Raw genomic sequence first — 15,485 nt, 5'->3', positions numbered from 1 at the left:
ATGTCGGCCTTAACAACACGTCGAGAGTTCCGGCTCACTTCGGTTTTCATCAGACTGGAACGTAAAGTATGGCAGGGCGAGGCGGGATCACACGGGGCGGCGGCAAGCGGGGCCGGCAGGAGAAAGCGTCATGATGGCGCCATTGATGCTGCCGTCGGCGCAATTGCGCGGCGACCGCATAGCCAGGCTGAACTTGCTGGCCGCGGCGGCCATGCTGGCCATGGCCAGCCTGCTGTTGATCCTCTTCCAGTTGTTTTCCCTCCAGGCATCCTTCCAGCGCACGCTGCGCATCCAGGCCGACATGCTGGCGCCTGCCGCCACGCAGGCCATGCGCCAGGACAATCGTCTTGCAGCGCAACAACTCCTCGCTTCCCTCGCCGCCGCCCCGCATATCCGGCAAGCACTGCTTTACAGCCCCTATGGCACGCCGTTTGCCCGCTATGCGCGCAGCGGCAGCGATACCGCACCCTCGGCGCCACGCAGCGGCCTGCAGATCGATTACCTGGACGGCAGCGCTGCCATCTTGACGGCCCTGCCCGGCGGCGGCGCGCTGTACCTGCGCGCCAGCCTGGCGCCGCTGTACGCCAGCCTGGCGCAATTTGCCGCCTTCACCCTGCTGGTCTGCCTGTGCGCATTCGGCCTGACCTTCCTGATGGTACGCCGCACGCGCACCGCCGCCCTGCATGCGGAGCGCCATTTGCACTACCTGGCCCACGTCGACCCCGTCACGCAGCTGCCGAACCGCCATGAATTCAACGATGCGCTGGCCTATGCGCTGGCGCGCGCCGACCGCCAGGACAGCAGCGTGGGCCTGCTGCTGCTGGACCTGGACAACTTCAAGATCGTCAACGATACGCTGGGCCACCACTGCGGCGACCAGCTGCTCAAGCTCGTGTCCGAGCGCCTGGTGGCCATCCTGCGCGGCACCGACATCATCTGCCGCATCGGCGGCGACGAATTCGTCGTCATCGTGGAACCGGCCGACGACGCCTCGGAGATGGCCAGCGTGGCGCGCAAGATCCTCGCCGTGCTGGCCGCACCGTTCGCCCTCGAAGGCCACCAGCTGTACGTCAGCGCCAGCATCGGCGTGAGCCTGTATCCGTTCGACGCGCAGGACGTGGCCACCCTGACGCGCAATGCCGATACGGCTATGTACCACGCCAAGCACCAGGGCAAGAACCGCTACGCCGTGTTCAAGGCCGAAATGGAGTTGCGCGCGCAGCGCCGCCTGCGCATGGAAGCGAACCTGCGCCGCGCCCTGCAGAACGAGGAACTGTATTTGCACTACCAGCCGCAGATCGACTTGCGCAGCGGGCGCATCGTCGGCGTGGAAGCGCTGATACGCTGGCATTGCCGCGACATGGGCCAGCTGAGCCCCGCCGAATTCATCCCCGTGGCCGAGGAAAGCGGCATCATCGTCGACCTGGGACGCTGGGTGCTGCAAAGCGCCTGCCGCCAGGCAGCTGCCTGGTGCAAGGCGGGCCTGCTCGATTCGCTCGAACACGTGGCCGTCAACCTGTCGGCCTGCCAGGCGCGCGATCCGGGCCTGATGGACGATATCCGCGCTATCCTGGACGAAACGCAGCTGCCGCATGGCTTGCTGGAGCTGGAAATCACGGAAGGCGTCCTGATGGACAATGTCCACGCCAACGTGGAATTGATGCGGCGCCTGCAGGAAACGGGCATCCACCTGTCGATCGACGATTTCGGCACCGGCTATTCCTCGATGTCGTACTTGAAACGCCTGCCCATCGACCAGCTGAAGATCGACCGCAGCTTCGTGCACGACCTGCCCGGCGAGGGCGAAGCCATCGTCACGGCCATCATCGCCATGGCGCACAGCCTGCACCTGAAAGTGGTGGCCGAAGGGGTGGAAACGCTGCAGCAGGTGGAGTTCTTGCGCAAAGCGGGCTGCGACAACGTGCAGGGCTTTTTCTTTGCCCGCCCGATGACGGCGGCGCAATTGACGGCATTGCTGCTGGAACGGCGCGACTGGAGTACGCGCACGATCCTGCCGGCGTAAAAAAAGGCAGAACCAGTGGTTCTGCCCCTCGTCGCTACCTCAGAGTCATCAGGCCAGCTTGGCCGAATGCTCGCGCGTGGCGTGGAATGTCAGCTTCGGCCAGCGCTCTTCCGTCAGGCGCAGGTTCACGCCGGATGTCGCCAGGTAGGCCATGTTGCCGGCCGCATCGTAGGCCACGTTGTGGCCCAGCGCATTTTCGAAATCCTGCAGGATGCGCTTGTCGTCGCAGCTGACCCAGCGGGCGCTGCTGATGCTGGTGCCTTCGAACACGGCGTCCACGCCATACTCGTTGAGCAAACGGCTGGCCACCACTTCGAACTGCAGCACGCCGACGGCGCCCAGTACCAGCTCGCCGCCCTGCACCGGTTTGAAGACCTGCACCGCGCCCTCTTCGCCCAGCTGCTGCAAGCCCTTGTGCAACTGCTTGATTTTCAAGGGATTACGGATGCGCACCGAGCGGAAGAAGTCTGGCGCGAAGTACGGGATGCCCGTAAAGGTCAGCATCTCGCCTTCGGAAAAGCTGTCGCCGATCTGCATGTTGCCGTGGTTCGGCAAGCCGATGATGTCGCCCGCGTACGCTTCTTCCACCTGTTCGCGCGAGGAAGCCATGAAGGTCACCACGTTCGACACCTTGATCTCGCGCCCCAGGCGCAAGTGCTTGACCTTCATGCCGCGCTCGAAACGTCCCGAGCACACGCGCAGGAAGGCGATGCGGTCGCGGTGGGCCGGGTCCATGTTGGCCTGGATCTTGAAGACGAAACCGGTAAATGGCTGCTCGGACGGCGCCACCGAACGCACGGTAGCGTCACGCTCGCGCGGCGCCGGCGCCCAGTCGACCAGCGCGGACAGGATCTCGCGCACGCCGAAGTTGTTGATGGCCGAACCGAAGAACACGGGCGTCTGCACGCCGGAGAGAAATTCTTCCAGGTTGAACGGGTTCGACGCGCCGTGCACCAGTTCCACTTCCATGCGCAATTGATCCATCTCAAGCGGGAACATCTCCTGCAGGCGCGGGTTGTCGATGCCCTTGATGATTTCGAAGGCGCCGTCGGCCTTCTCTTCACCAGCCTTGAACAGCATGATCTCGTCGTTCAGCAGGTGGTACACGCCGCGGAAGTTCTTGCCCATGCCGATAGGCCAGGTGACGGGCGCGCACTGGATCTTCAGCACCGATTCCAGTTCGTCGAGCAGGTCCAGCGGATCACGCGTCTCGCGGTCCATCTTGTTCATGAAGGTGACGATGGGCGTATTGCGCATGCGGCACACGGCCAGCAGCTTGATCGTCTGCGCTTCCACGCCCTTGGCCGCATCGATCACCATCAGCGCCGAGTCGACCGCCGTCAGCACGCGGTAGGTATCTTCCGAGAAGTCCTGGTGGCCCGGGGTGTCGAGCAGGTTGACGACGTGGTCGCGGAATTCGAACTGCATCACCGAGGAAGCGACGGAAATGCCGCGCTGCTTCTCGATCTCCATCCAGTCCGACGTCGCGTGGCGGCCCGATTTACGGGCCTTGACGGTACCGGCCATCTGGATCGCGCCCGAGAACAGCAGCAGTTTTTCCGTCAGGGTGGTTTTACCGGCATCCGGGTGGGAAATGATGCCGAAGGTGCGGCGGCGCTGCACTTCGCGCGCGATCACGGCCGGCGCCTTGCTGCTCACTGGCGCTGCGGCGTTGTCCGCGCTGTCGCTGGAATCGGGGGTGTTGATGTCGTTCTCGTTGGCCATATTGGTGACCATAATATGGCCCTCGCAAAAAACCCTCGATTTTACAGAAGGATCGGCCTTCCGTGTGAACTGCTTCACTCTGGCGAACGGCAAAACTGACCGCATCGCGGCGCACTTCATCAAGGGGTCACAATCCGCAGGCAACATTGCACTGCAGAAATGTTGTCACCCTACCCTGGAAACCCGATGAAAATGCTCCTCACCCCCGCCATCCGCCTCATGCAGCGCTTGCGCCTGCTGCCCAAATTCATGCTTGTCTGCCTGGTCTTCCTGCTGCCGCTGGCGCTGGCGACCACCCTGCTGATCTCGGAACTGGGCAAGTCGCTGGCCCAGGCGCAGGATGCGCAGCGGGGCGTGGCCTATGTGCGCCAGTTGCAGGAAGGCACGCGGCTGCTGCAGCAGCGGCGCGGCCTCGAGCACTTGCGCCTGAGCGGCAAGGCGGGCATGGACAACACGGCCCTGAACGCGCGCATCACGGCCGCTCTGGCCGCCCTGGCGCGCTTGCCGGCGGGCGCCGGCCTGCCCCAGGCGGCCGAACTGACGAAACAGTGGCAAGCCCTGCTGGGCCGCCAGGCGGGCCTCGCGGCGCGCGACAGCTACGCGGCGCACACGGCGCTGCTGCGCCAGGCGGCCAAGCTGGGCCAGTTGGTGGCCGACCGCTCGCACCTGAGTCTGGACCCGGACGCGGGCGCCAACCACCTGAGCGCCGCCTTCACCGCCACCCTGCCCGACCTGGCCGAGAGCCTGTCCGACATCGGCGGGCGCGGCGCCGCCTACATCGACACGGGCCTGTTCGAGGCGAATGAAGATCAACTGGTCAATGCCAACGCCCTGATCGCGCGCCACGAACTGGAACGCCTGCCGGCCCGCTTCGACGAAATCATCGCGGCCAAGCCGGAATTGCGCGCCAGCCTGCAGCCGGCCCTGAAAGCCGTGCCGGCGGCACTGGCCTTCCTCGAACGCACGAAGAATGAAGTGACGAATTCCTACGACCAGACGTCGGGCGCGCAATTCCACGCGGCCGGCATGCAAGCCATCGACGCCCTGCACGCGCTGTCCGGCGCCTCCGCCACCGCGCTGGACGGCTTGCTGGCGCAGCGCATCGCGCGCGACGAGGCGCGCCGCGCCCTGATTCTGGCGGCCATGCTGCTGGTGCTGCTGGCCGCCGCCTACCTGTGCGCGGGCTTTTATGCCGCCTTCGCGCGCGACGTGCAGCAATTGCGCGTGGCCGTGGGCGCGGCGGCGGCGGGCGACCTGTCGCAGCGCATCACCTCGCAGGCGCACGACGAAATCGGCGACCTGGTGCGCGACTTCGGCGCCATGACGCATGGCCTGGCCACCCTGGTGCAGGAAATCCGCGGCGGCGCGGCCGTCATCGCCGCCGCCGGCGCCGATATCGCGCAGGGCAACGCCGCCCTGTCCGGCCACACGGCCACGCAAGCGGACGCGCTGGGCGCCACCGTGGACTCGATGCGCGAGCTGACGGCCACCGTGGGCCGCAACGAAGCCCACGTAGGACAGGGGCGCACCCTGGTGGCGTCGGCCGCCGAAGTGGCCCTGCGCGGCGGCGAGACCGTCAGCGCCGTGGTCGAGACCATGGCCTCGATCAAGGCCAGCTCGCACAAGATCGTCGACATCATTGGCGTCATCAACGGCATCGCCTTCCAGACGAATATCCTCGCCCTGAACGCGGCCGTGGAAGCGGCGCGCGCGGGCGAACAGGGGCGCGGCTTTGCCGTCGTCGCGTCCGAAGTGCGCAGCCTGGCGCAGCGCTCCAGCGAGGCGGCGCAGCAGATCAAGCGCCTGATCGGCGACTCCGTCGCCACCGTGGACGCGGGCGGCGACCTGGTCAACGCGGCCGGCAGCACCATGCGGCAAGTCGTCGACGCGGTGCAGCAGGTGTCCGTCGTCATCGGGCGCATCAGCAGCGCCGGCGCCGAGCAGAATGGCGAAATCGCCCGCATCAACGGCGCGCTGGCGCAAATCGACGACATGACGCGCCAGAATGCGAGCCTGGTCGACGAGGCGCGCGCCGGTTCGCAGCGCCTGCACCAGGAAGGCGAGGCGCTGACACAGGCCGTCAGCCGCTTCCGCCTGGGGGAACACGAGGCGCCTGCCGCGCGCCAGGCGAGCGCCGCGACCATGCGCGACGGCTTGCCCAGCGTGCGTCCGGCCGGCCTGTGGAGCGCCAACAAGCCGCGCGTCATATCACAAAATCGCGCAGAACGGCGCAAGGCTAGCTAGTCAAAAGTGTGCACGTAGGACAAGGACTACAATTTCGCCTCAAAAGAGACTACAAAGTGGCGACTGCTAATCTTATGTTCGCCACTTACATAAGCTTTTAAAGTAGCTACATCGCGATCTGCACCGCGCGGTCGAAAAAAAACGCTGTTTCCAGAGGGATGCGGCAACTTTTTTGACCAGCAACGCGGCAGTCGCACTCCGATGTAAAAAGCCTGTGAGGAATACTATGAGCCATACTCAACTTATCGCCCCGGTCCAGAAGAACCAGTTGCTGCCGCGCGCCATGCCGGCGGCCGGTCGGGAAATCAAGCTTGCGTCGCGGGTTAGCCTCAGCAGTGCCCAACAGAATGAATTGCTGGCCGCCCTGCCGCGCGCCGCGCTCGAATCGCTGTTCGAAGACCTGGAACTGGTGGAACTGCCTTTCGGCAAGGAATTGTATGCCTACGGCAACAACCTGGAATACAGCTACTTCCCCACCACCGCCATCATTTCCTTGCTGTATGTCATGGAAGACGGCGCCACGACGGAAATCGCCGTCGTCGGCCATGAAGGCGTGGCCGGTGCCTCGCTGCTGGCAGGCGAGCGCGCCATGTGCACGGCCGTCGTGCAAAGCGCCGGCTACGGCTACCGCCTGAAAACGCAAAGCTTGCGCGACGCCTTCAACCAGGGCGGTGCCCTGCCCCAGCTGCTGATGCGCTACACCAACGCCCTGTTTGCCCAAATGGCGCAGAACGCCGTCGGCGGCCGTCACAGCTCGATCGAGCAAAAGCTGTGCCGCTGGCTGCTGGACCGCCTGGACCGTTCGCCATCGAACGAATTGAAAGTGACGCAAGAGCTGATCTCGATCATGCTGGGCGTGCGCCGCGAAAGCATCACGGCCGCCGCCGGCAAGCTGCAGGAAGAAGGCTTGATCCACTATCGCCGCGGCAATATCACGGTGCTGGACCGCGCCGGCCTGGAATGCTATGCGGGCGAGTGCTACAAGGTGGCGAAGACGGAATACGACCGTTTGCTGCGCGACGTATCACGCTGCTGATCCGCTGCTGATCAGGCAAGACAGATAAAAAAATGGCCGGGCTACATGCCCGGCCATTTTTCTTGCATCAACGTCCATTACGCTTCGGCATCCGCATCGATGTCTTCCGGCTCCGGCGTCAGCGGCAGGGGAATCACGGCTTCCACGCAAGTGCCCTTGCCTTCCGGCCCTTGGCGCACGGTGAGGGTGCCACCCAGCAACAAGGCCCGCTCGCGCATGCCCAGCAAGCCGTGCGACATGGGTTTTTGCAGCGCATCTTCCGTGATGCCGATGCCATCGTCGATCACGCGCAGCACCAGGCCGTGCTCATTGCGCTTCAAGGTCACGCTGACCATGCCGGCGCGCGCATATTTCAGGATGTTGGTCAGCGATTCCTGCACGATACGGAACAGGGCAATCGTCAGGGTGGCTTCGCGGTTGTCGATATTGATGGCCACGTCCGTTTCGCAGCGCACGGAACTCATGCGCGCAAAATCCTCGCAATAGCTTTCGATGGCGGCGCACAGGCCCAGGTTGTCCAGCAGGCTGGGGCGCAGGTCTTCGACGATGCGGCGCTTCAGTTCCACCGTTTCCAGCAAGGTGGCCTTGGCGCGGCGCAATTGCGCGGCCAGTTCCGGCTGCGTGTGCGCCAGTTGCTGCGTGACGGCGCCCAGGTCCATGCTGATCGACGTCAGGTTGGCGCCCAGTTCATCGTGCAATTCGCGCGCCAGACGCGCCTTTTCCACTTCATTGACGCTGATCAAATGGCGCGACAGCACTGATAACTGCTCCGTACGCTTGCTGACCGTCGATTCCAGGGTGTCGTTGGCATTTTGCAGTGCATACTCGACGGCCGCGCGGTTCTGGAAGCTGCGCCGCACCAGCTGGTAAAACATGATCAGCACGAGGATGGCCAGGGCATTGATGCCGATGCCGAGCAGCACGGCTTTCTGGTACTCATGGTAAAAGGCGGCGCTGCCGGAAGACAACGCTTCATTCTGCTCGCGCGTCATGATCACCACTTGCAGGCGGATCTCGTCCATGGTGGCGCGGTCATCGGTCACGCGGGAAATGTTGACGATCTCGGCCAGCCCGCCCTGCTTGTAGACATCGATCGACTGTTGCAGCATCGACATCTTGCGACGGATCAAGCTTTTCAGCTGGCCCAGGTTTTTCAACTGGGTAGGACTACCCGCGAGCAAGGTTTGCAGCTCGTTGAATTCGTTTTCGATTTCCGTGGTCGCCGTCTTCGACGGCCCCAGATAGGTTTCGGAGCCGGAAATGAAGTAGCCGCGCAAGCTGCTTTCCGCATCGAGCACGAGCACGTTCAAATACTGCAGGCGGTCCGCCACGCGGGCGCTCTGGCTGAGCAAGGCGTTCGTGCCCTTCAGCGATTGCAGATTATGATAGAGACTGAAACCATTGAGTACAAGCAGCAAGGCGCAAGTCACGCACAGGATCGTCTTGTAGAGGGGCAGGCGGTGATTCGGGGCCGGTTCAGCGGTGAAATACATCCTGATGTGCATCCTTAGCAAGGTTCGGCGCGGGAAAAAACGCCGGCGCCGGCCAATTATAGTCCTCGCCACAAACTGCTGCACTGCACAAGTCGTGCCGGCTGGCTGGCTGAGCGATCATGTTTCCATGATCGCACCGCAGCGCTAGTCAAGCAAATTGTTTTTCATTGCGTAATAGGTCAAGTCGCTGTTGGATTGCAAGCCCATTTTTTCCATGATGCGCGTACGGTAAGTACTCACCGTCTTGATGCTCAGCGACAAGGCGACACCGATATCGGACACGGTGGCGCCGCGCGCCAGGCGCAGGAAGACCTGGAATTCGCGGTCCGACAATTCCGTGTGCAAAGCGGCATTCGTATCGCGGTCGAACGATTGCGCCAGCAACTCGCCGACGGTGGAGCTGACATAGCGGCGCCCCTGGAACACGGTGCGCACGGCCGTCATCAGCTCGTCGGCCTCGCATTCCTTGTTCAGATAGCCATTCGCACCCATCTTGAACAGGTTCAACGCGTATTGCTGCGCGGGATAGCCGCTGAGTATCAGCACGGGCAATTCCGGCTGGCCCTGGCGGATCGTGCGCAAGGTATCGATGCCGCTCTGATCGGGCATGGCTATATCGAGCAGCAATACATCGCAAATTTCGCGGCGGGCGATATCGAGCGCTTCGCGCCCCGTACCGGCTTCCGCCACCACACTGAAATCGCTCGACGACGAAAAAATCTGTTTGAATCCAGCTCGTACTATTTGGTGATCATCACAAATGGCAACGCGTATCATTGTTTCCCCTTAAATTTTCCTGGCCTGGGAAAGACTACCGGAACCTGAACGCTGCTCCGGTTCAGCGTCACTAACAAAAACGCAACATTAACATTATATTCAAAATATGGCGCGCCGTACGGTAGCGTCAGCGCCAAGGCCGAGCGCCCATGCAGTATAGTCAACTTAGTCAACTGCTACCGGACAACCCCACCTATATTGGTACAAATCTTATTTTAGCAAGTTTAAAATCGCAATTAATTCATTGCGTATCCACACGCGGTCCAGCGGCGCTTCCTGCGGCGCGACGGGCACGGCCGGCAGCACTGGCAGCTCGTCGGCGATGGCATGCGAAGCGCCACGACTATCGAGCTTGTTGCGGGCACCGCTGATGGTAAAGCCCTGCTCGTACAGCAATTCGCGGATGCGGCGTATCAACAGCACCTCATGGTGCTGATAATAACGGCGGTTGCCACGTCGTTTGACCGGCTTGAGCTGGGAAAACTCCTGCTCCCAGTAGCGCAATACATGCGGTTTGACGCCGCACAACTCGCTCACCTCGCCGATCGTGAAATAGCGTTTCGCCGGAATGGGCGGCAAGGCGATCAACTCGGTTTTACTGATGCGCTCGTTCATCGCCACTCACTCAGGCAGCACGTGCCAGCGGACTGGTCTCTTCGACCATGCTTTTCAGCTTCTGGCTCGCATGGAAGGTCACGACGCGGCGCGCCGTGATGGGAATCTCTTCGCCCGTCTTCGGATTGCGGCCCGGCCGCTGCGGCTTGTCGCGCAACTGGAAATTGCCGAAACCGGACAGCTTGACGGCCTCGCCCCGCTCGAGCGCATTGCGGATCTCGTCGAAAAAGGTCTCGACCATATCCTTCGCTTCGCGCTTGTTCAGGCCCACCTGCTCGAACAACAGTTCGGCCAGTTCCGCCTTGGTCAAGGTGGGTAAATCTTTTTCCGCTTCCTGGCGCACTTTGGCAACCAGCATGGCCCGATGCAGATCTGCGGCCAGTGCGGACTGCAGTACGGCGGAATCAACGTCGCTGTTATTAATTTTCCTGCCCTGCCTTTTCTGTGCGCCCGAGCTCGCCACATGGCAAGCTCGTCTACGGTTGACGACGGAAAGGCCGTCACGCAAGGCGACGGCCAGTCCGGTAATTACGAACGCAGTTTCGCGTCGTGGCCCTGCTTGGCCGCATCGACCAGGACGGCCATCAGGCCATCGACGACATCGTCTTGCAGGGTGTTTTGAGTATCTTGCAAGCTAATCCGGAAAGCAAGGCTTTTTTCATCCGCTTCCAGCCCTTTTCCACGATATTCATCAAATAAAACAATGGCTTGCACGATACGCGCTGCCGGGCTCGACTTGGCGGCGGCGTGGAAGCTGTCGAGCAGATCCTGCACGGCCACCGATTGCTTGACGACCACGGCCAGGTCGCGGCTGGCGCCAGGGAATTTCGAGATTTCCTGGTACACGGGCACGACTCGTTGCGTCAGGGCAGCGGCGTCGACTTCGAACAGCACAGGCGCCAGCGGCAAGTCATACTTTTGCATCCAGCGCGGGTGCAGTTCGCCGATGAAACCGATGACCTTGCCATCGAGCTCCACGTTGGCCGAACGGCCCGGATGCAGGGCCGGATGTTCCGCCTTGCTGAAACGCAAGACCAGCGGCGCGAACAGCGCTTCCAGGTCCGCCTTCACGTCGAAGAAGTCGACCGTGCGGGCAGCCTGGCCCCACTGCTCGTCGGCCACCGCGCCGTAAGCCATGGCCGCCACGCGCTTCGGCTGGGCGTAACCGGCCACCGACAGGGGACCGTTTTCCACGCTGTCGTCGCGCTGGTAGATGGCGCCCACTTCGAAGATGCGCACGCGGTTCGTCTTGCGGTTCAGGTTGTAGCGCACATTGGCGATCAGGCTGCCAATCAGCGAGGAGCGCATCGCGCTCATCTGGCTGGCGATCGGGTTCTGCAATTTGATCGGATTCGTGTTGCCCGAGAAATCGCGCTCCCATGCCGTATCGACAAAGCTCATGTTAACCACTTCCTGGAAGCCCAGGTCGGCCAGCTCATGACGTACCGCAAACAAGGAGCGGGTATTTTCTGGTGCAATCTGCATCACGTTCGCGGCCACGGGCGGCAAGGTCGGGATGTTTTCAAAGCCGTACACGCGCGCCACTTCCTCGATCAAGTCTTCCTCGATCTCGATGTCGAAACGGTAGCTGGGCGAGGTCACGGAAAACACGCTGTCCGCCAGGGTGAATGGCAGGGCCAGGCGCGTGAAGATATCGGCGATCAGCTCATCGTTGAGCGGCACGCCGATGACTTTTTGCGCGCGCGCCGTGCGCATCGACACAGGCTGGCGTTGCGGCAAGTTCACCACGTGGTCGTCGACGGGGCCGACGGTCGTGGCTGGCGTACCGCAGATTTCCACGATCAGGGCCGTGATGCGCTCGATGTGCTCGACGGTGGTGGCGAAATCGACGCCGCGCTCGAAGCGGTGCGCCGCATCGGTCGAGAAATTCAAGCGGCGGGCGCGGCCTTGAATGGCGTTCGGCCACCAGAAGGCCGCTTCCAGGTAGATGCTGTCCGTATCATCAGATACGGAGCTGGCGTCGCCGCCCATGATGCCGGCCAAGGATTCGATTTCCTGCTCATCGGCAATGACGCCGAGCCACTCGTCGACGGCGATGGTGTTGCCGTTCAACAGCTTGACGGATTCGCCCGCCTTGCCCCAACGCACGTCGAGGCTGCCGTGGATCTTTGCCAGGTCGAACACGTGGCTGGGACGGCCCAGTTCCAGCATGACGTAGTTGGAAATGTCGACCAGGGCCGACAGCGGACGCTGGCCGCTGCGCTCGAGGCGCTGCTTCATCCAGTCCGGCGTGGCGGCACGGGCGTTCAAGCCGCGGATGACGCGGCCCGTGAAACGGCCGCACAGGTCCGGCGCGCTGACTTTCACTGGCAACACTTCATCGCTGGTGACAGGCACGGTGCGGAACTGCGGCGCATTCAGGGGCACGCCCGTCAAGGCCGACACTTCGCGCGCCACGCCCAGCACGGACAGACAGTCCGCCTTGTTCGGCGTCAACTTGATGGTGAATTTTAAGTCGTTGAGCGCAAAGTAATCGCGGAAATTCTGGCCGATCGGCGCGTCGTCCGGCAATTCCATCAAGCCGGCGTTTTCTTCCGACAATTTCAGTTCGCGCGCGGAGCACAGCATGCCTTGCGACTCGACGCCGCGCAGCTGGCCTACCTTGATTTCAAACGGCTTGCCATCGGCGCCAGGCGGCAGCACGGCGCCGGCCATGGCGCACACGACTTTCAAGCCCGGGCGCACGTTCGGCGCGCCGCAGACGATGTTGAGCATGGTGCCCGTGCCGACGTCGACCTGGCACACATTCAGGCGGTCCGCGTTCGGATGTTTTTCCATCTCCAGGACCAGGCCCACCACCACGTTCGAGAACGGGGGCGCGACAGGATCGACGTCCTCGACTTCGAGACCTGACATGGTCAGCAGATGGGCCAGTTCGTCCGAAGTCATCTTCGGATCGACCATGGTACGGAGCCAGTTTTCGGAAAATTGCATAATCAAGCCTTCAAAGGGTCAAAGCTCACAGCGCGAGCGCACAGGCGCTCAAGCGCCATGAATCAAACGGAACAATGCTTAGTTGAACTGCTTCAGGAAACGCAAGTCGCCTTCATAAAACAGGCGCAGGTCGTTGATGCCGTAACGCAACATCGTCAAGCGTTCCAGGCCGGAGCCGAAAGCAAAACCGATGAATTTCTCGGGATCGAGGCCGAAGTTCTTCACCACGGTCGGATGCACCTGGCCGGCGCCCGACACTTCCAGCCAGCGGCCTTTCAGCGGGCCCGAACCGAAGGCGATGTCGATCTCGGCCGACGGTTCCGTGAACGGGAAGTACGACGGGCGGAAGCGCACTTGCAGGTCGTCCGTCTCGAAGAAGGCCTTGACGAAGTTCAGGTACACGCCCTTCAGGTCGGCAAAGCTGATGTCTTCGGCGATCCACAGGCCTTCGACCTGGTGGAACATCGGCGAATGGGTGGCGTCGCTGTCGACGCGGTAGGTGCGGCCCGGCGCGATGACCTTGATCGGCGGCGTGTGCGTGCGCGCATAACGCACCTGCATCGGGCTCGTGTGCGTGCGCAGCAGCAAGGGCTTGCCATCGGTATCGTTGCCGTCGATGTAGAAAGTGTCTTGCATGGAACGGGCTGGATGGTTTTCCGGGCTGTTGAGCGCCGTGAAGTTGGTCCAGTCGTTCTCGATTTCGGGGCCGTCGGCCACGTCGAAACCGATGGAACGGAAGATTTCCTCGACACGTTCCCACGTGCGCATCACGGGATGGATGCCGCCAGGCATGCGGCCACGGCCTGGCAGGGTCACGTCGATCGCTTCGGCGTTCAGGCGGCCTTGCATCTGGGCATCGGCCAGTGCATCACGGCGCGCCGTCAGCGCGTCCTCGATCTGCACTTTAACGGCGTTGATCAAGGCGCCCTGCGCCTTGCGCGCGTCCGGGTCCAGCTTGCCCAGGCCCTTCATCATTTCGGTAATCTGGCCAGTCTTGCCCAGGTAGCGGGCTTTGGCGTTTTCAAGTGCGGCAGCGTCTGCGGCGGCGATAAAGTCAGCCTGGGCCGAGACGACGAGTTCTTCTAGGGAGTTCATGCGGCATTTCCTGTTTTGGACATCAATTCTGGACTCAGTTATCTAAAATCCAACAATCAAAAACGGAAACGGGGCATAAGGTGTTAAAACCCCTGCCCCGCTCTTTATGACGTCACCCTACGGATGACGTTGTGCAATGACCGATGCTTACGCAGCGATTTTTGCTTTAACTGCGTTGACAATCGCAGCGAATGCTGGCTTGTCCATCACAGCCATATCGGCCAGGACTTTACGGTCCAGTTCGATATTTGCTTTTTTCAAGCCGTTCATGAATACGCTGTACGTTACGCCATGCTCACGGGAAGCGGCGTTGATACGGGCGATCCACAGGCGGCGGAAAACGCGTTTCTTGTTGCGGCGATCGCGGTAAGCGTATTGGCCAGCGCGCATAACTGCTTGCTTGGCAACACGGTATACACGGCTGCGGCGACCACGGTAGCCTTTAGCTTGAACAAGAATCTTCTTATGACGGGCACGAGCTGTAACCCCACGTTTTACTCTAGGCATAGTAACTCCTTAAATTGAGTGTGAGATTAAGCAGTCGGCATCATGCGCATGACGGATGTGACATCCGATGCGTTGATGTTACGGGTACCGCGCAACTGACGTTTGTTTTTGGTGGTTTTCTTGGTCAGGATGTGGCGTTTGAACGCGTGACCCGACTTGACTGTTCCACCTGGACGCACGCGAAAACGTTTTTTCGCGGAGCTTTTGGTCTTCATTTTAGGCATAGCAATCTGTCCTCTTACGGACAGCTCCATTTATAACAGGATTGCAGGTGGCAACACGACGCTGCGCTTAGATGCCTGCTTTCACATGTTGTGCAGCGGATGCGAGTCCACTACAGTTCACGCGGCCCGGACATTGCTGACCGGGCCGCGCAAATTCTGCCTGGGGTTTGACACCGCGCCAATGCCGGCGCGAGCAGTTTCCACCCACAGTAAAACGCTATTGTATCTTACTTCTTCTTCTTAGGCGAAAGAACCATGATCATTTGGCGGCCTTCCATCTTCGGGAACTGCTCGACCTGGCCGTACGGCTCCAGATCGGCTTTCAGACGTTCCAGCATGCGGAAGCCAATATCCTGATGCGCCATCTCACGACCGCGGAAACGCAAGGTGATCTTGGTTTTATCGCCATCTTCGAGGAACTTGATGAGATTACGCAACTTGATATTGTAGTCACCATCATCAGTCCCCGGACGGAATTTGACTTCCTTCACGAGGATGATCTTTTGCTTCAATTTGGCTTCGTGAGCTTTCTTTTGCTCCGAATACTTAAATTTGCCGTAGTCCATCAAACGGCACACCGGTGGCTGCGCGGTAGGCGCAATTTCCACCAGGTCGACGTTTGCCTCTTCCGCCAGGCGGAAGGCTTCAGCCAAACTTACGATACCGAGTGGCTCGTTATCGACCCCGCTTAAACGCATTTCAGGGGCAGTGATTTCGCCATTGATGCGATGTGACTTGTCAGTAGCTATTGTAATTTCCTTTAAAAATCTTGTAAGACGGTCGTGCAGCGA

Annotated in this window: 13 protein-coding genes; 3 read left to right on the top strand and 10 right to left on the bottom strand. The window is 61.4% G+C overall.

Going from position 1 to position 15,485, the window contains the following annotated elements; translation table 11 throughout:
• The first annotated feature begins 130 nt into the window (after window positions 1–130).
• Window positions 131–2,023: an EAL domain-containing protein gene (locus tag OX459_RS08160; RefSeq protein WP_289904520.1), complete on the top strand. Its 1,893-nt coding sequence runs from the start codon at window positions 131–133 to the stop codon at window positions 2,021–2,023.
• Between the two features lie 48 nt (window positions 2,024–2,071).
• Here OX459_RS08160 and OX459_RS08155 read toward each other — a convergent pair whose 3' ends face one another.
• On the bottom strand, window positions 2,072–3,748 hold the full coding sequence (locus tag OX459_RS08155) for a peptide chain release factor 3 (RefSeq protein ID WP_077409182.1): 1,677 nt from the start codon (window positions 3,746–3,748) through the stop codon (window positions 2,072–2,074).
• Between the two features lie 186 nt (window positions 3,749–3,934).
• On the opposite strand from OX459_RS08155, the gene OX459_RS08150 reads away from it, so the two are divergent.
• Both OX459_RS08150 and OX459_RS08145 read left to right on the top strand, forming a co-directional pair.
• Window positions 3,935–5,992: a methyl-accepting chemotaxis protein gene (locus tag OX459_RS08150; RefSeq protein ID WP_289904519.1), complete on the top strand. Its 2,058-nt coding sequence runs from the start codon at window positions 3,935–3,937 to the stop codon at window positions 5,990–5,992.
• Between the two features lie 226 nt (window positions 5,993–6,218).
• The gene (locus tag OX459_RS08145) at window positions 6,219–7,028 is read left to right on the top strand and encodes a Crp/Fnr family transcriptional regulator (RefSeq protein ID WP_034783188.1); all 810 of its coding nucleotides are present in this window, start codon (window positions 6,219–6,221) and stop codon (window positions 7,026–7,028) included.
• Window positions 7,029–7,105: 77 nt separating this feature from the next.
• Here the strand turns inward: OX459_RS08145 and OX459_RS08140 are convergent, their stop codons facing one another.
• From OX459_RS08140 to infC, 9 genes are all read right to left on the bottom strand, one after another.
• Complete coding sequence (locus tag OX459_RS08140) at window positions 7,106–8,521, bottom strand: CHASE3 domain-containing protein (RefSeq protein ID WP_077406205.1); 1,416 nt, start codon at window positions 8,519–8,521, stop codon at window positions 7,106–7,108.
• Window positions 8,522–8,665: 144 nt separating this feature from the next.
• A complete protein-coding gene (locus tag OX459_RS08135) occupies window positions 8,666–9,298 on the bottom strand; it encodes a response regulator transcription factor (RefSeq protein WP_034783185.1) in 633 nt (210 codons plus the stop codon).
• Window positions 9,299–9,508: 210 nt separating this feature from the next.
• Complete coding sequence (locus tag OX459_RS08130; RefSeq protein ID WP_099667408.1) at window positions 9,509–9,913, bottom strand: MerR family transcriptional regulator; 405 nt, start codon at window positions 9,911–9,913, stop codon at window positions 9,509–9,511.
• Between the two features lie 10 nt (window positions 9,914–9,923).
• On the bottom strand, window positions 9,924–10,271 hold the full coding sequence (locus OX459_RS08125; RefSeq protein WP_010399205.1) for an integration host factor subunit alpha: 348 nt from the start codon (window positions 10,269–10,271) through the stop codon (window positions 9,924–9,926).
• Window positions 10,272–10,441: 170 nt separating this feature from the next.
• Window positions 10,442–12,868: a phenylalanine--tRNA ligase subunit beta gene (pheT, locus tag OX459_RS08120; RefSeq protein WP_289904515.1), complete on the bottom strand. Its 2,427-nt coding sequence runs from the start codon at window positions 12,866–12,868 to the stop codon at window positions 10,442–10,444.
• Window positions 12,869–12,946: 78 nt separating this feature from the next.
• Window positions 12,947–13,963 carry a phenylalanine--tRNA ligase subunit alpha gene (gene pheS / locus OX459_RS08115; protein WP_034751917.1) on the bottom strand — a complete coding sequence of 339 codons (1,017 nt, stop codon included), beginning with the start codon at window positions 13,961–13,963 and terminating at the stop codon, window positions 12,947–12,949.
• Between the two features lie 147 nt (window positions 13,964–14,110).
• Window positions 14,111–14,470, bottom strand: coding sequence for a 50S ribosomal protein L20 (rplT, locus tag OX459_RS08110; RefSeq protein ID WP_010399214.1), 360 nt, complete (start codon window positions 14,468–14,470; stop codon window positions 14,111–14,113).
• A 26-nt stretch (window positions 14,471–14,496) separates the two neighbouring features.
• Window positions 14,497–14,694, bottom strand: coding sequence for a 50S ribosomal protein L35 (gene rpmI / locus OX459_RS08105; RefSeq protein ID WP_038493025.1), 198 nt, complete (start codon window positions 14,692–14,694; stop codon window positions 14,497–14,499).
• Window positions 14,695–14,921: 227 nt separating this feature from the next.
• Complete coding sequence (gene infC / locus OX459_RS08100; RefSeq protein WP_071650129.1) at window positions 14,922–15,443, bottom strand: translation initiation factor IF-3; 522 nt, start codon at window positions 15,441–15,443, stop codon at window positions 14,922–14,924.
• Window positions 15,444–15,485: the final 42 nt, after the last annotated feature.

Source organism: Janthinobacterium sp. SUN026 (assembly GCF_030397625.1).
In the GTDB taxonomy this organism is placed as follows: Bacteria; Pseudomonadota; Gammaproteobacteria; order Burkholderiales; family Burkholderiaceae_D; genus Janthinobacterium; species Janthinobacterium kumbetense.
The sequence above is the reverse complement of the archived record's forward strand: the minus strand, read 5'-3'. Positions and strand labels throughout refer to the sequence as shown.